Source organism: Nocardia sp. NPDC055050, assembly GCF_053608345.1.
The window spans coordinates 1-25,997 of sequence record NZ_JBSGVG010000032.1; the positions used below are offsets into that span (position 1 = coordinate 1).

2 protein-coding genes are annotated in these 25,997 nt (G+C 68.4%); both read left to right on the plus strand.

Annotated elements, in window-relative coordinates; translation table 11 throughout:
- The first annotated feature begins 830 nt into the window (after positions 1 to 830).
- On the plus strand, positions 831 to 25,202 hold the full coding sequence (locus tag ACWGCN_RS26755; RefSeq protein WP_452458848.1) for a non-ribosomal peptide synthase/polyketide synthase: 24,372 nt from the start codon (positions 831 to 833) through the stop codon (positions 25,200 to 25,202).
- Complete coding sequence (locus ACWGCN_RS26760) at positions 25,202 to 25,975, plus strand: FkbM family methyltransferase (protein ID WP_378991914.1); 774 nt, start codon at positions 25,202 to 25,204, stop codon at positions 25,973 to 25,975. Before ACWGCN_RS26755 ends, ACWGCN_RS26760 begins: the two co-directional genes overlap by 1 nt.
- The last annotated feature ends 22 nt before the right edge of the window (positions 25,976 to 25,997 follow it).

The window sequence follows — 25,997 nt, forward strand, 5'->3', positions numbered from 1 at the left end:
GGCCCGTTGTCGTCTGTGCGGGGCCAGGTGACGTTGCAGTCGCGGCATGGTTGCCGAAAGTGAATTCTCATCGGCCGTACTGGCGGCGCGTCACAAACCAATTGCCTTGTTTTCAGCTATTCAGGGAATGTCCAGTATGTCTCGCGCCGTCAAATGGTCTCACTATTGAGTCAAGCCCCAAATGTTGGTGGCAACCGAATTGGTATATCCGCCGCGCGACACGCGCACAATCGGGATGTCCCCAACAAATCCGGGCTCTGGTTTCGCTCTCGGCATTCCGGGGGAGTGTCGAATGTCGACGCGGCAGTAATCGACAGATTCGGTCAGTCGATCAGTTCGGCTGAATTGTTTGCAAAATTTGCCGTACACGCTGGGGATGTGCAGTATCGAGACCGGAGATCGCACAGGTGGCGATCGGTCCGCATCGCGAGCGGCAGCGCTATGTCTGCGAACCTAGCGCCTGGACCTGCAGTGCTCTCGGAATATTGGTTTCGCGTGGAATGTCCGGATTCGTGATCGATCTGAATTGAATTGTTACTAGTGTGTTCCCCGTAAATCGTATGCCGGTTGTTAGCTGTCAGGCTAATCTCGGGGAGATGTTTCGGGTAGTAACCGGATGGGTACCGCACCTCGCGGGATGTCGGATCGGTGTCTAACGGATCCGTATCGGTCCTGAGAACAGCAAGGGGAATACGTATGGCTGCTCGGCAGTGAACGGACCCCGCATTCGGCGGTTGTGGTACACGTTGTTACGTGGGGTAGGAAAGCGCACGGATGTCCATACTCGGGGTCCGTGTTAGGTCGATAGCCATGCGAGGGGTCGGGTAATCATGGAGTCTGTCGAGAGCTGTGCCGGTAATCAGGATCTTATTCCGCTTTCCTCTGCGCAATATGGCATGTGGTACGCGGACGGCGCGCATAGTGGACCGGCGACGAACATCGCGCAGTACGTCGAGATAGCGGGGCGGATCGACGTCGCCCTGTTCAATACGGCGGTGCACGAGGCGGCCGAAGAGACCGAGTCGCTCATGGTGCGGGTGGTCGAGGTGGAAGGGCGTCCCTACCAGGTCGTCGACCGCGACATCACGTTCAACGAACTCGTGCTCGACTTCGGCACGCACAGCGATCCGATGGCCGCGGCGCTGGAATGGATGCGCCGCGACTACACCCGGCAGGTCGACATCACCCGAGATCAACTCGCGGTCACACGGCTGATCAGAATCAGCGATGACCTGCACCTGTGGTACGCGCGCGCCCACCATCTCGTGATCGACGGCTACGGCGCGTTCAGCGTGCTGTGCCGGGTCGCCGAGCACTACAACGCGCTGTCGGAAGGTAGGCCGCCCGCTCGACTGGTGGCCGCGCACCTGCGCGAAATCGCCGCCGACGAACAGGCTTATCGGGAGGGCACGAGGTTCGAGGCCGATCGACAGTACTGGCTGGACAAGGTCGCCGATCTGCCCGCGCCCGCCGGTCTGTCCGGTCGGTCGGCGCGCGCGGGAACCGTGGACGAAGTTGCGGCGCGCGAACTTCCGGCGCAGCTGTGCGCGCTGCTCGATCGTCGTTCGGCCGAACTCGATGCGTCGGCCGCGCAGGTCGTCGTCGCGGCGTTCGCGGCCTTCTTCACGCGGATGACCGGTGCCGACGAGGTGGTGCTCTCGGTCCCGATGAGCGCCAGGGTCACCGTGAAGCTCCGCAACGCCGCGGCGATGCTGGCCAATATGGTGCCGATCCGCTTCGCGATCGATGACGCGACCACCGTGGAGCAACTGGTCAAGGCGTCGATCAGCGAGCTGGTCTCCGCGCTGCGTCATCAGCGCTACCGCTTCGAGGATCTGCGTCGCGAATCCGCCTCGATCGACAACTCCGCCAACACCTTCGGCCCCGTGGTCAACATCTTGTTCTTCGACTCCGAGATCCGTCTCGGCGACGCCGTCGGGCGCTATCACGCGCTCACCTCGGGCGCCCTCGAGGATCTGCAGATCAACCTCTACCGGACCGGGCCGGACACGCCGCTGCTGATCGAGCTGCACGGCAACGACAACCTCTACAGTCAGCGCGATATCGACGCGCACGCCGACCGATTCATCGATTTCCTGCACCGATTCATCGAGGCCGACTCCGGCGAGCGGGTGGTGGAACTGCCGCTGGTGTCCGCCGCGCAAGAGCTCTCGATCATCGGCGAGTCGGCTGGTGCCGAAGGTGTCGCCCCGGTCGAGACGCTGGTGGATTCGCTGTCGCGACAGGCCCGCTCGGCCCCGCTCGCGGACGCGGTCACCGCCGGGGACAAGACGATCACGTATCGGGACCTCGACGAGCGTTCCACCCGGCTCGCCCGGCGTTTGATCGGCCGTGGCGCGGGTCCGGGCACGCTGGTCGCCATCGCACTGCCGCGTGGCACCCAGCTGATCGTCGCGATGCTCGCCGTGCTGAAATCCGGTGCCGCGTATCTGCCACTGGATATCACCCATCCGCGGGAGCGGCTGGAATACGTTGTCGGCCAGGCAGATCCGACAGTTGTCATCGTCGAAGAGGTCGGACTGCCGGTAGGTCGGGGCCAGACTCTGGTTCTCGGGCAAGACGACGACCTCGACGGTGCCGCGGACCCGATCACCGATGACGAGCGCACCGCACCACTGCGGCCTGACGACGCTGCCTACGTCATTTTCACCTCCGGTTCCACGGGGCGGCCGAAGGGTGTGGTGATCAGCCACCGCTCGGTCGTCACCTACTTGACGAATGCGTGTGCCGCCCTGGATATTCGGGCCGACGACGTGTGGACATGGCTGCACTCGGTGGCCTTCGACTACTCGATCTGGGAGGTTTTCGGCCCGCTGGTCACCGGCGGCCGAGTCGTGGTCGCCGATACGCCGGCCACGCGCGCGCCCGATGAACTGGTGCGCCTGGTCGCCCGTGAACGCGTCACCGTGTTCAGCCGAACTCCTTCGGCGTTCTACCAATTCGCCGCAGCTCAGCGGCGCTACCTTGCGGCGGGTGCACCCGAGGGTGAGCTGGGGCTGCGGCTGGTCGTGCTGTCGGGCGAAGGTCTGGATCCGGCGGCGTTGGCGCCCTGGTACGTGGACAATCCCGAGGGGCCGGTCGTCGTCAACAGCTACGGCATCACCGAGACCACTGTGTTCGTCACCCACGCCGACATGAGCGGCGATCTGGCGGTACCCGGCGCGCCCAGCGTGATCGGCGCGGCGCTCCCCGGCCTTCGCGCCTACGTGCTGGATCGGCGGCTGCGACCGGCGCCGGTGGGCGCGTGGGGTGAAATCTATGTAGCGGGAACACAATTGGCTCGCGGCTATCTCGGGCAGGCGGCATTGAGTTCGGGTCGATTCGTCGCCGACCCGTGGGGTGCGCCGGGGGAGCGGATGTACCGCAGCGGGGACGTGGCCCGCCGCGATCACCACGGCGCTCTCGAATACCGCGGGCGCGCGGATCAGCAGGTACAGCTGCGCGGGTTCCGCATCGAACTCGATGAAGTCCGTGCCGCGCTGCTGGCCCACCCGGCGGTGGCCGCGGCCGCGGTGGTGGTGCATCGAGCAGGCACCGACACGGCGCGTCTGGTGGGGTACGTCGTACCGGCGGGCGCCGACTGCGATGTCGAGGCCGTTGTCGCGCAGGCGGGTTCGTTGCTGCCGGACTACATGATCCCCAACGTCGTGCTGGTCGTCGATGAACTGCCGCTGACGGTGAACGGCAAACTCGATCTGCGTGCATTGCCCGAACCGGCAGCCGGGAGCGCCGCGAGCTATCTCGCGCCGCGCACCGATGCCGAAGAGACCGTCGCGCACGTCTTCGCCGAGGTGCTCGAGATGGACCGGGTCGGCGCGTTCGACAATTTCTTCGAGGTGGGCGGCAACTCCCTCACTGCGGCGGCCGCCGTCGCCCGGGTCGCCGATGCCACCGAATGCGCACTGTCGGTGCGTGATCTGTTCGGCAACCCGACGGTGGCAGGCTTCGCCGCGTGCGTGGGCCGGGCACGGCGCCGGGTGCGGCCCACACTCACACCGATCGCGCGCGACGGCCTGTTGCCGCTGGCTCCCGCGCAACATCGGATGTGGTTGATCAACCGCGTCGACCCGGAGTCCGCCGCCTACAACATTCCGCTGGTCCTGCGGTTGACCGGGCGACTCGATCCCGCCGCACTGCGCACAGCGCTGGGCGATGTCCTCGATCGCCATGAGGCACTGCGAACGCGCTACCCCGCCCGTGACGGTCACGGTATGCAGGAGGTTCTGTCGGCCGAGGCGGCTCTGGCCGACTTCGACTGTGTCCCGGAACAACTCGGGCAAGACCGGCTTGCCGACCGGATCCGCGAGCTGACGGTCGCCGGCTTCGATGTCTGCGCCCGCCCGCCGTTGCGCGCGGACTTGCTCACGATCGGCCCCGACACGCATGTGCTGGTGCTCGTCCTGCACCACATCTGCTGTGACGGTACGTCGTTGACGCCGCTGGCAGCCGACTTCGCCGCCGCCTACGCGGCACGGTCGCAGGCAACGGCACCTGATCAGGTGCAACCTCGGGTGCAGTACGCCGATTACGCCGACTGGCACCGTCGCCTGCTCGGCGACGAAGCGGATCCGGATTCGCTCGCCGCTGACCAGTTACGGTACTGGACAACCCAATTGGCCGATGCGCCCGCAGTGCTCGAGTTGCCGACCGACCGGCCCCGGCCCGCTCGCCGTTCGATGCGCGGCGAGGCCGTTACCACGCAGCTCTCCGCCCGGACCTACACCGAGATCGAGCGACTCGCCCGCGCCGCGGACGTCACCCCGTTCATGGTGGTCCACGCCGCACTCGCCGTTCTGCTGGCCCGGCTGTCGGGAACCGGCGACATCGTGATCGGCGCCCCGTTGGCCGGACGGGGCGAGCCGGATCTTGCTCCGCTGGTGGGAATGTTCGTCAACACCGTGGCGCTGCGTACGCCGATCCGCGGCGAGGAGTCGTTCACGGCCCTGCTCGAACGCGTCAAGGACATCGACATCGATGCCTTCGCGCACGGCGAGCAGCCCTTCGACCGGGTCGTGGAAGAGCTCGATCCGCGGCGCTCGGCGGCCTACGCGCCCGTGTGTCAGGTGTATCTGGCCTTCGACAACACCGAACTGCCTCGACTGGTCCTGCCCGATCTCACGGTGGACGTTGTCGATCCCGGCGCCGAACCCGCGAAGGTCGACCTCGTCGTCACCGTGGGCGCGAACGCCGCGGGCACCGGCGACGTCGCGGTGCGGCTCAACTACGCGAGCGACCTGTTCGACCCCGCCACCGTCGAGCAGATGGCCGCACGGCTGGGCCGGATCCTGGACGCGGTGGTGGCGAACCCTGCTGTGCCGGTGGGCGATGTGGAACTGCTGTCCGACGCCGAACGCGCTGTGCTGCATCCGGTTCGGGGCGCCGACGCGGTACCCGGCGTGGCGCTGTCGGATCTGCTGGCCCGAGGTGTCGCGATCTCGCCGGAGGGTCCGGCTGTCGTGTCCGGGGCACAGTGCCTGAACTTCGCGGAGCTGGACGCGTTGTCGAACCGGTTCGCCCGGCGTCTGCTCGACGACGGAGCCCGACCCGGTGCGGTGGTGGCGATGGTCCTGCCGCGCTCGGTCGATTTCGTGGTCGCGGTATGGGCCGTCGCCAAAACCGGTGCCGCCCTGGTGCTGATCGACCCGCGCAACCCACGGGATCGGGTCGCCTCGATGCTCGCCGACAGCGCGCCCCGGGTGGTCTTGACCAGCGCCGAAGTCGAGGGCGCTGCGCCCGAGGGGCCGTGGACGTTGCTGGTGGTCGCGGACCCGGTCTCGCGCAGCATCACCGCCGGGTACTCGTCCGCACCGGTGACCGACGCCGACCGTGGCAGGCCCGTGCACCCCGGCGACGTGGCGTATGTGATCTACACCTCCGGAACGACCGGCGTTCCGAAGGGTGTCGAGGTCACCAACCAGGGGCTGGCGAACTTCGCCGCCGAACAACAGGACCGCTATGACGTCGAGCCCACCGTACGGGTCCTGCAGGCCGCCGGCCCGGGATTCGACGCGGTGATGCTGGAGATTCTGCTCGCCCACCCCGGTGGCGCCGCGCTGATCGTGTCCCCACCCGATGTCTACGCGGGTACCGAACTGGCGGAACTCATTCGGGCACAAGGGGTTACCCATGCCTTCCTGACGCCGACCGTGCTGGCCTCGATGTCGCCGGAGCACCTGGAGTGCCTGCGGGTGCTGGTCTCCGGTGGCGAAGCCCTCACGGCCGAGCTCGGCGCGACCTGGGCGCCGGGGCGTCGGCTGTTCAACGGCTACGGACCCACCGAGACCACGATCATGGTCGCGATCAGCGACCCGATCCCCGTCCAGGGGCCGATCACCATCGGCGGGCCCATTCGCGGGATCTCCGCGCAGGTCCTCGACTCCCGGCTGCGGCCGGTGCCGGTCGGTACGGCGGGCGAACTGTATATCGGCGGTGTGCAATTGGCGCGCGGCTACCTCGGCAGGCCCACGGTGACAGCAGCCAGTTTCGTCGCCGATCCCCGTGGAGCGGGCACCCGGATGTACCGCACCGGCGACCTCGCCCGGTGGACCCCGGAGCAGACCATCGAATATCTGGGCCGCGCCGACCACCAGGTGAAGATCCGTGGGCAACGCACCGAACTGGGGGAGATCGAAGCCGTACTCGCCCAGGATCCCGCGGTGACCCACGCCGTCGTCGTGATCCACGGCAGCGCGGGCGCCGACCGGCTCGTCGGCTACCTGGTCGGCGCGGGCGTGGACGCGGAGCGGGTGCGCGCCGCCGCGCGCGACCGGCTGCCGGCGCACATGGTGCCCGATGTGTGCATGGTGCTCGACCGATTCCCGCTGACCGCCAGCGGCAAACTCGATCGCGCCGTGTTGCCCGAGCCGGTGTTCCCGCAGACCGCCCAGGCCATCGCGCCACGCACGCCCACCGAACAACTCGTCGCCGGCGTCTACCGCGATGTGCTCGGCGCGGCGCACGTGAGTGCGCTCGACAATTTCTTCGATCTGGGCGGCAACTCACTCACCGCGACCAAGGTCGCGGCGCGCCTGTCCGATGTGTTCGGCACCGACATCGCGGTGCGGGCGCTGTTCGAGACGCCGACCGTCGACGCGCTCGCCCGCGAGCTGGATGCGGCTGGTGGACAGGCTGATCGGGGATCAGTCCATCGTCGGCTGGTGCCACAGCAGCGTCCGGATCGGATTCCGCTTTCGCCCGCGCAGACCAGAATGTGGTTCCTGAACCAGTTCGATACCTCGGCGGCGGTCTACAACGTGCCTGTCGTCGTGCGGATCTCCGGCCCGCTCGACGTCGACGCTCTTCGGTCGGCACTGGCCGACGTGATCACCAGGCACGAGACGCTGCGCACCCGCTACCCGGACAGCGACAGCGGTCCATGGCAGCAGATCCTGCCCATGGAATCGGCACCGCAGCTCCAGTGCCGCGAGGTCGCCGAGGCCGAGATCGCCGAACAGATCGCGCGTGAGACCGCCCTCGGCTTCGATGTGAGCACCGAGGTCCCGTTCCGGATCACGTTGCTGCGCACCACCACCGAGGAATGGACCGTGGTGCTCACCGCGCATCACATCGCCATCGACGGATCCTCGCTCGCGCCGTTGGCCACCGACCTGGCCGTGGCCTACCGGGCGCGAACGGCGGGCGAAGCGCCTGCCTTTGCGCCCCTGCCGGTCCAGTACGCCGACTACACGCTGTGGCAGCGGCGAAACCTCGGCGTGCAGGAAGACCCGACCAGTGTGACCGCGGGCCAGATCCGGTACTGGCTTGCGGCACTGGCCGACCTACCGCAGATGCTGGACCTGCCGACCGATCGGCCGCGTCCCGCACAGCAGTCCTACCGCGGGGCGACCATGTCGGCCGCGATTCCCGCCGACCTGCACCGCGACATCATCGCTCTCGCACGGCGCCACGACTCGACGCTGTTCATGGTCACCCATGCGGCGTTCGCGATCTTGCTGGCAAGGCTGTCGGGCACCGGCGACATCGCGGTCGGTACGCCGGTCGCCGGGCGCGGAGAGCCCGCCCTCGACCCGCTGATCGGCATGTTCGTCAACACGCTGGTGCTGCGGGTACAGGTCGATCCCGCGGCCCCGTTCACGGAGGTGCTCGAGCGCGCCCGCGAATGCGATCTCGGTGCGTTCGACAATGCCGCGATTCCGTTCGAACAGCTGGTGGAGGTCCTCAATCCGCCGCGCAGCACCGCACACGAGCCACTGACCCAGGTCGGCTTCTCCTTCCAGAACATCGATATCCCGACGTTGCGCCTGGGCGGGCTCACGGTGGCGGCCGACCTCGTCGAACCGGGTGTCGCCAAGTACGACCTGCATCTCACCCTGGTCGACACGGTCGATGCGCACGGCGCTCCCGGTGACATGCAGGTCGAATTCGGGTATGCGACCGACCTTTTCGACGAAGCCACAATCATGCCGATCTTCGAGCGGTTCGTCGCCATCTTGCGCGGTGTCGTCGCCGATCCCGATGTGCCCGTGGGTGATCTGCCGCTGCTCAGCCCGCGTGAACTCGGCGAACTGGCGCTACGCGAGTCCGGCCCCGACGTGCCCTCCGACGGCGCGACGATCGCGGATCTGTTCGCGAAGCAGGTCGCGGCGACGCCCGAACGCCCTGCGGTGATCGATGGGGAGAGCGGGGACGCGCTCACCTACGCCGCGTTCGGCGCCGAGGTGAACGCGCTGGCACGAGGGCTGATCGGTCGCGGTATCGGGCCGGGAAGCGTGGTGGCCGTGGCCATGCGCCGCTCGGTCGAGCTGCTCACCACGCTCTACGCCGTCCACGCGGCAGGTGCCGCCTACCTTCCGCTGGATCCCGATCACCCCGTCGACCGGCTGCGCACGGTCCTCGCGACCGCGCGACCCGACGCGGTGCTGACCGGCGACGACATCGACCTGACGGCACCGGCACCGGTCTGGCGTCTGTCGGATCTCACCTCGCCCACGACCGGCACCATGCCGGTCACCGACGCCGATCGGATCAGGCCGCTGCGCCCGCAGGATCTGGCGTACGTCATCTTCACCTCCGGGTCGACCGGTGTCCCCAAGGGTGTGGCACTCACCCACGAGGCGGTGGTCAACCAACTCCGTTGGCTCACCGACCATTACGGGATCGGCACCGACGACGTGCTGCTGCTGCGCACGCCCGCAACCTTCGACCTGTCGGTGTGGGAGTTGTTCACCGCACCCACCGCCGGTGCCGCGCTGGTCGTCGCCGGGCGCGACGATCACACCGACCCCGCCGCCGTCGCACGGCTGATCGCTCGTCACGGCGTGACGGTGGTCGACTTCGTTCCCTCGCTCCTGTCGGCGTTTCTCGATATCGCGACCCCGGACGATCTCGCCGCCGTCCGCCAGGTGCTGTGCATCGGTGAGGCGTTGGACTCCGCGACCGTTCGCCGGTTCCGCGACCTCAGCGCAGCACGCGTCGACAACCTGTACGGCCCGACGGAAGCGGCCGTGAGCGTCACCGCCTACGAGATCGGCGAGCTCGACGGACCTGTCGTGTCGATCGGTACGCCCGAGGCGAATGCCGTCACGCACGTGCTCGACGCACGGTTGCGGCCCGTCCCCGCCGGCGTGACGGGCGAGCTGTATCTCGGCGGAATCCAGCTCGCCCGTGGGTACCATGCCCGCGCGGACCTGACGGCGAGCGCGTTCGTGGCCGATCCGTTCGGCTCGACGCCGGGGGCACGCCTCTACCGCACCGGCGACCTGGTCCGCTGGGACACGGCGGGTCGACTTCGGTACGTCGGCCGCCGTGATTCCCAGGTGAAGATTCGCGGCCTGCGCGTCGAACTCGGCGATATCGAAGCCGCGCTCCTCGCCCACGATCACATCGATGCCGCGGTCGTGCGGGTGTCTACGGTCGCCGAGGGGCAGATCCTGGTGGCCTACGCCGTGAGCGACGAGGCGATCGACCCCGACTCGCTGCGGACCTACCTGCTGTCGCGCCTGCCCGCGTACATGGTGCCCGCCCAGGTGATTCGGATCGACACGATCCCGCTCACACCCAACGGCAAGATCGACTACCGCGCCCTCCCGGCCCCCGACACCCGCGCCGCCGCAACCCGTTACCGCGCTCCCAGCGGGATCGCGGAGGAGACCATCGCCGGCGTGATCGGCGAACTGGTGCAAACTCCCTGGGTCGGCGCCGACGAGAACTTCTTCACCCTCGGTGGCAATTCGCTGCTGGCGACCCGCGTGCTCAGCCGCGTCGGCGAAGTCCTCGGCGTGACGATTCCGGTGCGCGCCATCTTCGAAGCGCCGACCGTGGCGGAACTGGCGCGGTGGATCGAACAGCAGCGCGCCGTCGGCGATGTCGCGGGACCGGTGGCGAAACCGCGGCCCGAGCGTATCCCGCTCTCGCCCGCGCAGAGCCGGATGTGGCTGCTCAACCAACTGGACCCGGAGTCGGCGAGTTACGTGGTGCCACTGTCGATCCGCCTCGACGGTGAACTCGACATCGAGGCCATGACGGCCGCGCTCCGCGATGTCATCGAACGGCACGAGATCTTGCGCACCACCTATCCGGCCCACGACGGCACCCCCGCGCAGGTCGTACTGACCGCCGAGGACGTCGTCGCGTCCTGCGATCTCGCCGTGCACCCGGTGTCCGCCGATGAACTGCTCCCACGGCTGACAGAGTTCTTCGGCACCGGCTTCGATGTCTCGGCGGGCGCCCCGCTGCGCATGGCGTTGTTCCGGCTCACCGAAACCGCGCACGCACTGGCGCTTGCGGTGCATCACATCAATTGCGACGGCTACTCGGTGGCGCCGCTGGCCGCCGACATCATCGAGGCCTACCGCGCACGCCGGGCCGGTGCCGCGCCCGAATGGGCGCCGCTACCCGTGCAATTCGCTGACTACGCGCTGTGGCAGCGCGAGCTGCTCGCGGCACCCGACTCCGCGCCGGGCCGCGACCTGCTGTACTGGCGTACCCAACTCGCGGGGATCCCGGATGTGCTCGCGCTGCCCACCGACCGCCCGCGCCCGCTCGAGCGGTCCCACCGCGGCGCGACCGTCCACACCGCGGTGCCTTCCCGGGTGGCCGAAGCCGTGGCGGCCTTGGCGCGACGCAGCGGGGCGACCCCGTTCATGGTGGTGCACACCGCCCTTGCCGTCCTGCTCGCGCAGTTGTCGAGCAGCGACGACATCGCCATCGGCGTCCCGTACGCGGGCCGCGGCGACCGAGCCCTCGATCGCCTCGTCGGTATGTTCGTCAACACGCTGGTCCTGCGCACCCGTGTCCGCCCCGACCAGCGGTTCGCCGACCTGATCGACATGACCAGGCGCACCGACATCGAGGCGTTCGATCATGCCGCCGTCCCGTTCGAACGGCTGGTGGAAGTGCTGAATCCGGCGCGCTCGACGGCACATTCGCCGCTGTTCCAGGTGATGCTCGCCTACCAGAACATGGCGCCCGCCCAGCTCGAGGTACCGGGGCTCGAGGTCGGCGGCATCGATGTCGGCGCCGACGCGGCGATCTGCGATCTGCTGCTCATGATCACCGAGGACCGGGGTCCGCACAACGAGATCGCGGGCATGAATCTGCGCCTGACCTACGCCACCGACCTGTTCGACGACGCCACCGCGCGCCGGTTCACCGAACAGTTCGGGCGCGTCCTGGACGCGGTCACCGCCGACGAGCGGGTCATCGCCGGCGAGATCGACCTCGCCGACGACACGATCCGCGATCGGCTGCTGCGCCCCCACGACGCACCACTGGTGAGCGCGGGCCGCACGCTGGTCGACGCCTTCGACGAGCAGGTCGCACGGACCCCGGACGCTGTCGCCGTCCGAGTCCCCGGCGGCCGCGCCCTCACCTACCGCGAGTTCGACGACACCGTCAACCGCCTCGCCCGCCACCTCATCGATCTCGGCGCGAGCCCTGAAACGACCGTGGCCGTGGCGATTCACCGCTCGATCGACCTGATCACCGCCGTCTACGCTGTCGTGAAGTCCGGTGCCGCCGTCGTTCCGCTCGATCCGGACCGCTCCACCGCCCGGCTGGCAGACGTCCTGTCGGTCGCCCGGCCACTGCTGCTCGTCACCACGTCCGGTGACGAGAGCTCCCTGCCCGACGGCATCGAGCGTGTCCGTCTCGACGAGCTGGACCTGAGCGCGCGCCCCGGCGGCCCGGTCGGCGACGACGAACGTCGCGCACCGCTGCGCGCCGGCAACACGGCGTACGTGCTGTTCACCTCCGGCACGACCGGCGCACCGAAGGGCGTCGCGCTCACCCATGCCGCCATCGCCCACCAGTTGGCCTGGGCGCAACGCGAATTCCCGCACGACGCGTCGGATGTGGTGCTGCACAAGACCCCGATCACGTTCGACATCGCGGTGTGGGAGTTGTTCTGGCCGTTGCAGATCGGTGCGCAGATCGTCGTCGCCGAACCCGGCGGCCACCACGATCCCGCCTACCTGGCCGAGATCATCGCAGAGGAGCAGGTCAGCACCGTGCACTTCGTCCCGTCGATGCTCGAGGTGCTGCTCGAGCACACCGGCACGACGCGGCTGCCGTCGGTCCGCTATGTGTTCGCGGCAGGTGAGGCACTGGCCCAGCGCACCGCCGTACGCGCCAGGCAGTCCTTCGACCGGGCCGAGGTCGTCAACTGGTACGGCCCCGCCGAGGCAGAAGTTGTGACGGCCTACCGCTGCCCGGCGGATTCTCCGGCACGGCAAGCGGTCCCGATCGGTTGCCCGGTCACCGGAATGTCTGCGTACGTGCTGAACGCACGGCTTCGGCCCGTACCGGTCGGCGTTGTCGGCGACCTGTACGTCTCGGGCGTCCAACTCGCTCGCGGCTACCACCGCAGGCCGGACCTCACCTGCGGTCGGTTCGTCGCCGATCCGTTCGGCGAGCCAGGGGACCGCCTCTACCGCACCGGCGATCTCGTTCGCTGGTCACGGTCCGGGGATCTGGAGTACGTGGGCCGCAGTGACTTCCAGGCGATATTCCACGGCCAACGGGTCGAGCCCGCGCAGATCGAGGCCGCGCTGCGCTCGATCGAGGAGATCTCCGGAGCAGTCGCGATCGTTTCCGCTGACCGGATCACGGCGTATGTGTCGCCGATACCGGGTGCGACCCTCTCCGAGCCGAAGGTCCGCAAACGTCTCACCCGACTGCTTCCGTCCTACCTGGTGCCGGCAAGAATTCAGGTGCTCGACACCATGCCGCTCAGCTCCGACGGCAAGGTGAACAGGTCGGCCCTGTCGCACATGACCTTCGACGATGCGGACGGGTTCATCGCCACCGACGCGGACAACGCCGCGACGCGCGCGACGATGCTGGCAGAGTTCGTCGCCCGCACAGACCGTGAAGCGGTACTGGCGAAGATCGTCGCCGAGATCGTCGGTGCCGACCAGGTCAGTGTCGTTGCCGACCTGTTCGAGCTCGGCGTGAACTCGCTGTCGGCAGCTCAGGTAGCGGCCCGCGCTGAGGCCGCGCTGCACGTGCGCGTCGGTGTACGCGATGTCTTCGACGCGCCGACCGTCGCTGAGCTCGCCGAACGAATCGCGATGCGCGACGAACACGCGTCGGTGCCGCTGGTCCGTCGCCGGCACCGGACCGAAATTCCCTTGGCAGCCGCCCAGCGGCGTATCTGGATCCTCAATCAGCTCCATCCCGAGTCCGGTGCGTACAACATCGGTTTCGCGGCCAGGCTGAGCGGACCGCTCGATGTGGCGGCGCTGCGCGCCGCGATGGTGGATGTGGTCACCCGACACGAGACCCTTCGCACGACCTATCCCGCAGTGGGCGGACAACCACATCAGTTCGTCCACGACAGCATGGTCGGCGCCGCCGATATCGAACTGGCCGATATCGACGATCCGACGGTGCTGGCAGAGCGGCTGCGCGATGCGGTCGAGTCGGGTTTCGACGTTGCCACGAACACGCCGGTCCGCGTACGTCTGTACCGCACGGGCGCCGACGACCACGTGTTGGTCCTGGTGGTGCACCACATCGCCGCTGACGGTGCATCGATGGGGCCGCTGGCCCGAGATGTGTTCGCCGCCTACCGGTCTCGTCGTACCGGCTCGGCGCCGCTGTGGCTGCCGTTGCCTGTCGACTACGCCGACTACGCGGTCTGGCAGCGCGAGTTCCTCGGCGCCGAGGACGACCCCACTTCGCTGGCAGGGCGTCAGATCGCCTACTGGCAGCGGATTCTCGCCGACGCACCTGAACTGCTCGCCCTGCCGACCGACAGCCCACGTCCCGCGGTCCTGTCGATGGATGGTGGCAGCGTCGCCTTCACGATCGAGCCGGGTCTGCGCGATGCCGTCGTCGCACTCGCGCACGGCGAAGGTGCCACGGTGTTCATGGTTCTGCACGCCGCCCTGACGATTCTGCTCTCGCGCACCGCACACAGCGACGACATCTCGATCGGCACCCCCGTCGGCGGTCGTGGCCGCCCCGAACTCGACGATGTGGTCGGCATGTTCGTCAACACGGTGGTCCTGCGCACCCGCGTCGCCGAGCATCTGTCGTTCCGTGAATTCTTGGCCGACCTGCGTGGCGCGGATCTGGAAGCGCTGGCTCACGCGGACGTACCGTTCGAGCGCCTGGTCGAAATACTGGACCGGGCGGGGTCGACCGCGTATTCACCGCTCTATCAGGTGATGCTGGGCTTCCGGCATGCCGACCCCACTCGGTTCGAACTCGACGATATCGGCATCGAGGTGCTCGATCCCGGTGTTGCACAGGCCAAGACCGACCTCATGGTGATGCTGAGCGAACGTGCCGACGGCGCGGGTATCGACGGTGAGATCGTCTACGCCACCGACCTGTTCACCGGGGCCACGGCGGCGCGGTTCGCCGACCGCCTGCTGCGGATTCTCGAAACGATCACCACGCGGCCGGACACCGTGGTCGCGGCCATCGACTTGCTGTGCCCCGAGGAGACCGCACACCTGCTCCCTGTCGGGCGCGAGACCGCCGTGGTGCCGAAAACGCTGCCCGCGCTGCTCGCCGACGCTGCCGCGGACCCGAGGGCGACCGCGCTGATCGGTACCGACGAAACCCTGACCTATGGCGAACTCGACCGGCGATCCGATCGGCTCGCGGTGCTGCTGGCGCGAGCGGGTGCGGCACCGGGAACCTATGTCGCCCTGGCCGTTCCGCGGTCAGTGGCCTATCACGTGGTGCTGTGGGCGATCGCGAAAACCGGTGCCGCGTTCATGCCGATGGATCTGCGTTACCCCGCGGACCGGCTGGCGCACATGGCCCAGGACTCCGGCGTCACGCTCGGCGTGACTCTGCACGAGGCGCGCTCGTCACTGCCGGACACGGTCGACTGGCTGTGCCTCGACGACGACCGAGTGATCGCCGACTTGGCTACCGCGCCAACGGATCACACCTTCCAGGCAGCACGCCTCGACGATGTCGCCTACCTGGTGTATACCTCCGGCTCGACGGGCAAGCCGAAGGGCGTGGTCGTCACATACGCGGGGTTGTCGGCGTTCGCGCACGAGAAGCACCAGCACTATCAGGTGGATCGAGAATCGCGGGTCCTGCAGGTCGCCGCGCCCGCGTTCGACGCGGTGATGATGGAATCGCTGATGGCCTACGCGGCAGGTGCCGCCCTGGTCGTCTCGCCCGCCGAGGTGTTCGCCGGTGCGGAACTGACCGAACTGATTCGCACGCACCGGGTTTCGCACGCGTTCCTCACACCCAGCGTCCTGGCGACCTTGCGGCCGGAGGGTCTCGACGCGTTGCAGATGCTCACCATCGGCGGCGAAGCGCTCTCCGTCGAACTCGTCGCCGCCTGGGCGCCGGGCCGCCGCTTCCACAATGTGTACGGGCCGACCGAGACAACGATCGCGGTGTGCGTCAGCGCCCAGTTGCAGCCCGGTGATCCGATCACCATCGGCACCCCGATCCGCGGGGTGCGCGCCGTCGTGCTCGACAGCCGGTTGCGGCCGGTACCGGTCGGCGTCGTCGGTGAGCTGTACCTGGCGGGCAATGCGCTGGCGCGCGGCTACCTGAATCGGCCGGGGGCGAGCGCGGGCGCGTTCGTGGCCGATCCGTTCGGTGCACCGGGCACCCGGATGTACCGCACCGGTGACCTGGTGCGCTGGAGCGCCGAGCACACCATCGAATACGTGGGCCGCGCCGACTTCCAGGTCAAGATCCGTGGTCAGCGGGTGGAACTCGGCGAGATCGACGCGGCGCTGGTCGCCTGCCCGAACGTCGCCTCGGCGGTCACGGTGAGCAGGCGTGGCCAGGCCGGGCAACCGACGTTGGTCGGCTACCTGGTGGCCACCGAGGGGCGAACGATCGACACGGCCGCGATCCGCGACCAGATCTCGAGCGCACTGCCCGGCCACATGGTGCCCGCTGTGCTCATGGTGCTCGACGAGATGCCGGTCTCCTCGACGGGCAAGGTGAATCGAAGCGCGCTGCCCGAACCCGGTGCCGAGGTGCCGGATTCGGCGGTGGCCGCCGCGGCGAGCGAGCTGGAGGCGACCATCGCGGGGATCTTCACCGAGGTGCTCGGTGTGGCCTCGGTGGGTGCGGACGAGTCGTTCTTCGCGCGCGGTGGTGACTCGATCATGTCGATCCAACTGGCGTCGCGATTGAAGACCGCAGGCGTGGTTGTGACGGCACGGGACATCTTCGAGCACCGGACCGTTCGTGGGCTGGCCGCCGTGGCCGGGGGCGCCGGACGGGTGGGTCTCGAGGAACTGCCCGGCGGTGGCATCGGCGAGGTGACGCGGACACCGATCGTGTCCTGGTACCTCGACCGTCCCGCCGACGACCGGTTCGCGCAGTCGCTGCTGGTCGAGCTGCCCGGCGACGCGCGCCCGGCCGACGTGATCGCCACCGTCCGAGCCGTTCTGGATCGGCACGACATGCTGCGTGCACGCCTGAGTGCGGCGCACCTCGAAGCGTTGACGCCCGGCGAGATCGATGCCGAGCAGTTGGTGTCGGTGCGTACGTTCGGTGCCGATAATGCCCCTGGCACTGCGGGTTTCACGTCGCTGGTGGAGGGTGCCCTCGAAGAGGCTTCGGCCGCGCTGAACCCGGTGGATGCCGTCATGATGCAGATCGTCTGCCTGCTGCCCGAGCCCGGCGTGGCGTCGCGCGGGCGCGCGCTGATCGTGATCCACCACCTGGTGGTCGACGGTGTCTCCTGGCGCATCCTGCTCCCCGACTTCGTCTCCGCGTGGCAGCAGGTGGGTGCGGGGCGAGCGGTCGAACTGCCCGAGGTCGGCACATCGATGCGCCGGTGGGCCGAGGTCGTCTCCGCTGCCGCCGGCGGCCGTGCCGACGAGCTGGCGCTGTGGCAGCGGATGGGGTCGCGACCTGAACCGCTGCTCGGACGCGCACCTCTCGACCCGGCGCTCGACGTGCACGCCACCGTCGAGCGGCTGACGCTGGCGCTGCCTGTCGAGCTGACCACCGCCCTGACGGACGCGGTGCCCCGCGCCGCGCATGCCACCACCGACGATGCTCTGCTGGCGGGCCTCGTTCTCGCACTGGGACGTTGGCGTGCCCGGCGCGGTGTCGACCACTCCGGTGCGCGCATCCTGCTCGAGAGCCATGGGCGCGAAGAACAACTAGCCCCGGGCGCCGACCTGTCGCGCACCGTCGGCTGGTTCACCAGCGCCTACCCGGTGGACCTCGACATCGACGGCACCGATCCACGTGCCGCGGTGAAGGCGGTCAAGGAACAGCTGCGAGCCGTGCCCGACAAGGGAATCGGCTACGGCATGCTGCGATACCTGAACCCGGCGACCGCCGATCGGTTGGCCTCGCTGCCGGCGCCACAGATCAGTTTCAACAACCTCGGCCGGGCGGGCGTCGACATCTCGGCACTGTCCGGGCTCGCCTGGATTCCCGCCGACGAGGAATTCGACCACCAGGGCTCGTTCGATCCGGACATGCCCGCGTCCGCCGCGCTGACCCTCGACATCAGCATCGTCGATACCCCCGTCGGGCCGACCCTCGCCGTGCAGATCGGTTATGCCGCGAGGATTCTCGATCGTGATGACGTCGACGAACTCCTCGACGAGTGGACGGCGGCCCTCGGGCAAATCGCGGAAGCGGCGGCACGCGAACAAGATTGGGGACTGTCCCCGTCCGACACCCCGTTGGTCGCCCTGACCCAACAGGACCTCGACGTGTTCACCGAACGCTACGGACCGATCGAGGCCGTCTGGTCGATGGCGCCGTTGCAGGCGGGGCTGCTGTTCCACGCCGAGCTCGCCGCGGGCCACCTCGATGTGTACACGGCGCAGTCGGAGATGACGCTCACCGGGCCGGTCGACGAGGCGCGGCTGCGGCGAGCCGCGGCGGACCTGCTGCATCGGCATCCGAACCTGCGGGCGGCGTTCACCCGAACAGCTGATGGTGTTGTCGCGCAGGCTATTCCGGCGGAGACTGCCGTGCACTGGCGCCGCATCGAGGCCCCCGAGACAGCACTGCCACAGATCCTGACAGTCGAACGCGAAACGGCTTTCGACCCGGCCGATCCGCCGCTGGTGCGATTCGTCCTCGTCGCCGTCGCACCCACCGAATTCCGGCTGATCCTGACCGCGCACCACCTGCTGCTCGACGGCTGGTCACTGCCGCTGCTGCTGCGCGACCTGGTCGGGCTGTACGCGGCAGGCGCGGACGCCGCCCTGCTGCCGCCCGCGCCGTCCTACGGCGACTACCTGGCCTGGCTGGACCGGCGCGACACCACCGCCGGTGTCGAGATCTGGCGCGACACGATGGCGGGCTTCACCGAACCCACCTTGATCGCCGACACGGTCGGCGCGGCCACTGTCGAGGTGCCGACCGATCTGAGCATCGATCTCGACGACGACATCACCGCCGCTCTCACCGAGCTCGCCCGCACCTCGGGCGCCACGATGTCGACGATTGTGCAATTCGCGTGGGCGACGGTGCTGGCCAACCAACTGGGCCGCGAGCGGATCGTGTTCGGCGAGACCGTCTCCGGCAGACCGGCCGAGGTGCCGGGCGTCGAGTCGATGATCGGGCTGTTCATCAACACGCTGCCCGTTCCGGTTCTCGTGCGCGGTGACCGGACCATCGTGGCGGCGCTGGAACAGTTGCAGGCGAACAAGACCCGGCTGCTCGACCACCACCACGTCGAACTGTCCGGCATCATGGCCGCGCTCGGCGGCGGACAGCTGTTCGACACCCTGGTGGCATTCGAGTCCTACCCGGTCGACAGCAGCGGACTCGGTGACGCGGACATCGACGGAGTGCGGGTTGCGGGGGTGGCCGGCACCGATGCCGCGCACTACCCGATCACCGTGCAGGCCCACCAGACCGACACCTTGCACATCCGCCTTCGGTATCAGGCGGCTCGCGTCGACCGTGTGACCGCCGCCGGGCTCGCCGACCGTGTCGAGCGGGTCCTGCGTGCGGTCGCTTCCGACCCGAACGGACGCGTCGGCGATATCGACCTGCTGTCGGCCGCCGAGCATGCGGCACTCGTCCCGGCCAGAGGCGCGGAACGGGTGGCTCCTGAACCATTGACCGACCTGTTGCGCCACGGCGTGACCCGACACCCCGACGGTGTGGCGGTTGCGTCCGGGACCGAGACGGTGAGCTTCACCGAGCTGGATGGCCGAGCACATCGGCTGGCGCAGTGGCTGGTCGAGCACGGTGTCGACACGGGGGACACCGTCGGGGTGGTCATGCCGCGGTCGATCCCGTTGATCACCACGATCTGGGCGCTCGCCGAGATCGGTGCCGCGTGTGCGCTACTCGACCCACGCAACCCGCGAGAGCGGCTCGCGGTCATGCTGTCCGACTGTGCTGCCCACGTCGTGCTGACCGTCGCGGAGGTGAGTGAGGGGGTGCCGGAAGGGGAGTGGGCACGCCTGGTCGTCGACGATCCGGCAGCCGAGCGCGAGATCGCGAGCCGACCTTCGCGCGCGGTGGAACGGATCGTCCGCGACACCGACCTGGCCTATGTCATCTACACCTCCGGAACCACCGGCACCCCCAAGGGCGTCGCGGTGACCCAGGCGGGAATGGCGAACTTCGCCGCCGAGCAACGGGACCGGTACCAGGTCGGCATGGATTCACGGGTGCTGCAGTGTGCCGCACCAGGATTCGACGCCGTCATGCTCGAAGTCCTGATGGCGCACCCGCACGGCGCGACGCTGGTCATCGCGCCGCCCGACAGCTACGCGGGCACGGAGCTGGCCGGGCTCATCCGCGACAACGCGGTCACCCACGCCTTCCTCACCCCGACCGTGCTGGCAACCATGTCACCCGACGGGCTGGACAGCCTCAGGGTTCTGGTCGCCGGCGGCGAGGCCGTGCCCGCCGAACTCGCCGCGCTCTGGGCGCCACGACGCCAGTTGTTCAACGGCTACGGACCCACCGAGACCACGATCATGGTCGCCATCAGCGATCCCCTCGCGCCGCCCGAACCGATCACCCTGGGTGGTCCGATTCGCGGAACATCCGCGGTGGTGCTGGACTCGCACCTGCGGCCCGTGCCGATCGGGGTGACCGGCGAACTGTATGTCAGCGGCATCCAGCTCGCCCGCGGATACCTCGGCCGTCCCGGCGCGACCGCCGCCACCTTCCTCGCCAACCCCTACGATCCGGGCACGCGGATGTACCGCACCGGCGACCGGGTCCGATGGACCGCCGACCACACACTCGACTACGTCGGCCGTACCGACCATCAGGTCAAGATCCGTGGCCAGCGGATCGAACTCGGCGAGATCGAGGCCGTCCTCGCCGAACATCGATCGGTCACCCATGCGGTAGCGGTGCTGCGCACCGACGACAACGGCGCGGACCGGCTCGTCGGCTACCTCATCGGCGACACGATCGACCCCGAGCACGTGCGGGCATCGGCACGCCGCCGGCTACCGGCCCACATGGTTCCCGACATCTGCGTTGTGCTGGAACAGCTTCCGCTGACCACCACCGGAAAACTCGACCGCGGCGCACTGCCGATGCCGAGCTTCGTCGCTGCCGGATATCTGGCGCCGAGCAATCCGACCGAGTGCCTCGTCGCCGACATCTGCGCCGAAGTGCTGGACCTGCCCCGAGTCGGCATGCGCGACGACTTCTTCGACCTCGGTGGCAATTCGCTGACCGCGACGAGGCTGACCGCTCGCCTGAGCTCCGCGCTGGGCGTCCGGGTGGCGGTGCGCGACCTGTTCGAGTACCCGCGGATGGCCGACCTCGCCGCCCGGCTCACCGGCCGCGACCACGTCGAACGCCCGACGCTGACCCGGCGACCCGGCACCGGCCTGATCCCGCTCTCGCCCGCTCAGCAACGGATGTGGTTCCTCAACCAGCTCGACGCCTCTGTCGGCGCCTACAACGTGCCGCTGGTGATCCGGCTGACCGGCGAGCTGGAAATCCCCGCGTTGCGTACAGCCTGCGCGATGGTGATCGGCCGCCACGAATCGTTGCGCACGAAATTCCCGGTAATCGACGGTATACCGTGGCAGATGATCGTCGACGCCGACGAGGTCGTGCCCGACCTGATCCCGATCGCGATCGAGGAATCGGTGCTGCCGAAGGCCGCAGCGGCGGTGCTGTCGAAGAGTTTCCAGTTCTCCGAGGCACCGCCGGTGCGGGCCGAACTGTTCGATCTCGGCTCGGATGATCACGTGCTGGTGATCGCCGTGCACCACATCTGTGCGGACGGGCTCTCGATGATTCCGTTGGCCCGCGACGTCGCGGCCGCCTATCACGCGGTGATCACCGCGAGCGTGCCCGCGTGGCCGCAGCTCAGGGTCCAGTATCCGGATTATGCGCTGTGGCAACACGATCTGCTCGGCGACGAGCACGATCCGGAGTCGCTATTGTCCCGTCAGTTGGAACACTGGCGCGCTACCCTCGCCGGGCTGCCCGAACTCCTCGAACTGCCGACCGACATGCCGCGTCCGCCGGTCGCGTCGATGCGCGGCCGGACCATCGACTTCGACATCGAGGCATCGCTGCAGGAGCGGATCGCCGCGGTGGCGCGGGTCGCGGGCGCGACGCCGTTCATGGTGGCTCACGCTGCGCTGGCCGTGCTGCTGGCACGGCTGGCGAATACCCGCGACATCGCGGTCGGTACCCCGGTCTCCGGGCGCGGGGAACGTGAACTCGACGACCTGATCGGCATGTTCGTCAACACTGTCGTCCTGCGGACAGAGGTTTCTGCCGATCAGCCGTTCGACGCGCTTCTGGCCGACGTCCGAGCAGCCGACCTGGCTGCCCTCGCACATGCGGAGGTCTCGTTCGAGCAGGTCGTCGAGGCGCTCAATCCGCCGCGTTCGACCGCGCATCTGCCGCTGTACCAGGTGACGATCGACTACCAGAATCTCGATGAGGTGGTGCTCGAACTGCCGGGGATCTCGGTGGAACCGGTCGAGGACTATGTCGATCAGGCGCAGTCGGATCTCAATGTGAAGCTGGTCGAGCGGTTCGCCGCCGACGGTCACCCGCTGGGTACGCTCGGCCGATTGACCTATGCGACAGACCTTTTCGTGGAAGAGTCGATGGAGCGGTTCGCGCAGTGGTATCTGTGCATCCTGGAGGCGGTGACCGCGAATCCGCAGGCGATCATCGGTGACATCGAGTTCATGCAACCGAGCCAGCGCTACGAGGTTCTCGATGCGGCAGGCGTGGCCGGCGCGCACGTTCCCGAGGAAACGATCGGTGGCTTGTTCGCACGGCGCGTGGCGGTGGCCCCGGATTCGGTCGCGGTGACCGATGGGACGACGGTCCTGACCTACGCGGAACTGGATCGGCGCGCGAAGTCTGTTGCCGCCCAGTTGATCGCCTCCGGTGCGGGCCCCGAAACACTGGTCGCCGTCGCGATGCCGCGCTCGGCCGAGTTGGCGGTCGGGCTGCTGGCTGTGGTCATGTCGGGTGCGGGCTATCTGCCCGTGGATGTGACGTACCCGGCCGAGCGGCTCCGGTTCGTGCTCGACGACGCACGACCGGTAGCGCTGCTGACCACATCGGCGATGGCATCGCAGACACCCGAATTCGCCGGGCCGACAGTCCTTGTGGATGACGAGAACGTCGTCGACAGTGCGCAGAACGTCGCCGCGCTGCCCGACAACATCGCCTACATGATCTACACCTCGGGCTCCACCGGTCGGCCGAAGGGTGTCGCAGTCACCCACCGCGATGTGGTCACCCTGCTCACCCACACCGCGGAGAAGTTCGACGTCGGGCCCGACGATGTCTGGACACTGTTCCATTCCTACGCTTTCGATTTCGCGGTCTGGGAGATGTGGGGCGCCCTGCTCTCGGGCGGTCGCCTGGTGGTCGTCGACTACGACACCACGCGCACGCCCGATGCTTTCGTCGAGCTCGTGGCGCGCGAGCACGTCACCGTGCTCAGCCAGACCCCGTCGGCGTTCTACGGATTCGTCGACGCGGAGCGCCGCTACCACGGCGCGGGTGGCGCCGACCTCGCCTTGCGCTACATCGTGTTCGGTGGCGAAGCGCTCGACCCGTCCCGGCTGACCGGCTGGTTCCTCGCCCACCCGGCGGGTACGCCGACCCTGGTCAACATGTACGGCATCACCGAGACGACCGTGCATGTCAGCTACGCCGAGGTCGATCAGGCGGGCGGCGGGATCGGGCGCGCCCTGCCCGGCCTGAGGGTGTACGTGCTCGACGAGCGCTTGCGGCCGGTGCCGGTCGGCGTCACCGGTGACCTCTATGTCGGCGGCGGCCAGCTCTCGCGCGGCTACCACGGGGCGGGCGCGCTCACTTCGGGACGGTTCGTGGCCGATCCGTTCGGCACGCCGGGTAGCCGCCTGTACCGGACCGGTGATGTCGGGCGGTGGCATCGCGGCGGGCACGGACTGGAACTGGACTACCGCGGGCGCGCCGACGCGCAGATCCAATTGCGTGGTTTCCGTATCGAATTGGGTGAGGTGGAATCGGCGCTGCTCCGTCATCCCGGTGTCGCCCAGGCGGCAGCCGCGGTGCATCGCCACGCCAGGGACGTCGACCAGTTGATCGGTTACGTCGTCCCCGCCGACGGGCAGGAACTGGACCCGGCGCGGGTTCGAGACACCGCCGCCGACCTGCTCACCGGGTACATGGTGCCCTCGGCCGTCGTGGTGCTCTCGACGCTGCCGGTGACAGTGAACGGCAAGCTCGATCGAAATGCCCTGCCCGCACCCGACTTCGGCCGTAACGAGGACGAATACGACGCGCCGCGCTCACCGTCGGAGATCGCGATCGCCGAGGTCTTCGCACGGACCCTGAACGTGGCCAGGGTCGGTGCAGGTGCCGGCTTCTTCGATCTGGGCGGCAACTCACTGCTCGCGACCATGGCGGTGGCCGAACTGCAGAGCCGCGGCGTGCAACTCGAACTGCCGTGGATGTTCGACGACGCGACACCGCGGGCACTGGCGCGCAGGGTCGATGCGGCCGAGGGCGGTTCGGGCATGCAGGTGCTGCTGCCCTTGCGGCCCGCGGGCGATGCGACCCCACTGTTCGCGATCCACCCGGCGGGCGGGCTGGCCTGGTTCTACGGCGGACTCGTCGGGCATCTGCGCGGCGATCGGCCGGTGTTCGGCCTGCAGGACCCGCACGTCGTCGCCGCCGAGCCCCCGGCCACGTCGATCGATGAGCTCGCGCACCGCTATGTCGACGAGATCCGCCGGACCCAGCCGAACGGTCCATACCACCTGCTCGGCTGGTCGCTGGGCGGCCAGATCGCCCACGTGGTGGCGACACAGTTGCAGGAACAGGGCGAACAGGTCGCGCTGCTGGCCATGATGGACAGCGCGGTCGGTGCGCCACCGATCACTCCCGACACCGATGTCGCGCCGGGGGAGCTGATGGCCGACCTGCTCGGTGGCTGGCGGGAACTGTTCGACCTCGGCGACACCGTCACCGCGAGCACCACCGAGCAGGCCTGGCAGGTGATCCGCGATCAGATCACCGGTACCGGCCTGTTCGGCGCCGACCAGGTCGACCGGGTGATGGAGAGTTTCTCCACCGCGGGCGAACTCGTCGGCGACTATCACCCGCGGATCTTCGACGGCGACCTGATCTTCTTCACCGCGGGCAAAGACCGCGACGACACCGAGGCCGTCGCGCAGACGTGGCAACCGCACATCACCGGCCGTATCCACAACACTGTGCTCGACGCTCGCCATCTCGAGCTGACCCACCCGTCCGCGCTGGCCGTGATCGGCCCGATCCTCGAAGGATTCATGATCTGATGACGACACAGCAGCAACTGCGCCTCGACGACGGCCGTACCGTCACCTGCACCAGCCCCGCCGAAGCGCGCATGCTCTGGAACGAAATGATCGCCGACGGGTACTACCGCCAGGCTGCCGCGACCCTGCGTCCCGGTGACCTCGCGGTCGACATCGGCGCCAATATCGGACTCAGCGCGATGATGTTCGCCGAAACGCTCCCCGGTGTCCGCGTGATCGCCGCCGAACCCGCTCCCGCTATCTTCGACTGCCTGCACCGCAATATGGCAGCCCATGTGCCAGGCGGTGTCGCCCTCGAGGTCGCGGTGGGCGCCGCACCCGGTGTGCTGCCGTTCACCTGGTACCCCCGCGCCACCGCGAACTCGAGTCTGTATGCCGACCGTGAAGCCGATGACGATGCGACGAAGACCTTCCTGCGCAACAGTGGCCTGCCCGACGACGCGATCAGTCTCATCACCCGCGGCCTGCACGACGGGGAGCAGATCGATGTCGAGGTCACCACGGTGTCGGCGATCCTTGCGCAGGAAGATCCGGTTGCCGAGATCGGCGTGCTGAAGATCGACGTCGAGCGCGCCGAATTCGATGTCCTGCTCGGCATCACCGAATCCGACTGGCCGCGCATCCGCGCCGTCGTCGCCGAGGTGCACGACCGCGACGGCCGCCTCGCCGAATTCTGCGAGGTCCTCAACCTCCACGGACTCACTTCGCGTATCAGGCAGGACCCGTCGCTGGCAGGCACCGAACTGCACGAGGTGTATGCCGTGCGAGCCTGATGGCACGGGTCGTACTGTCGCG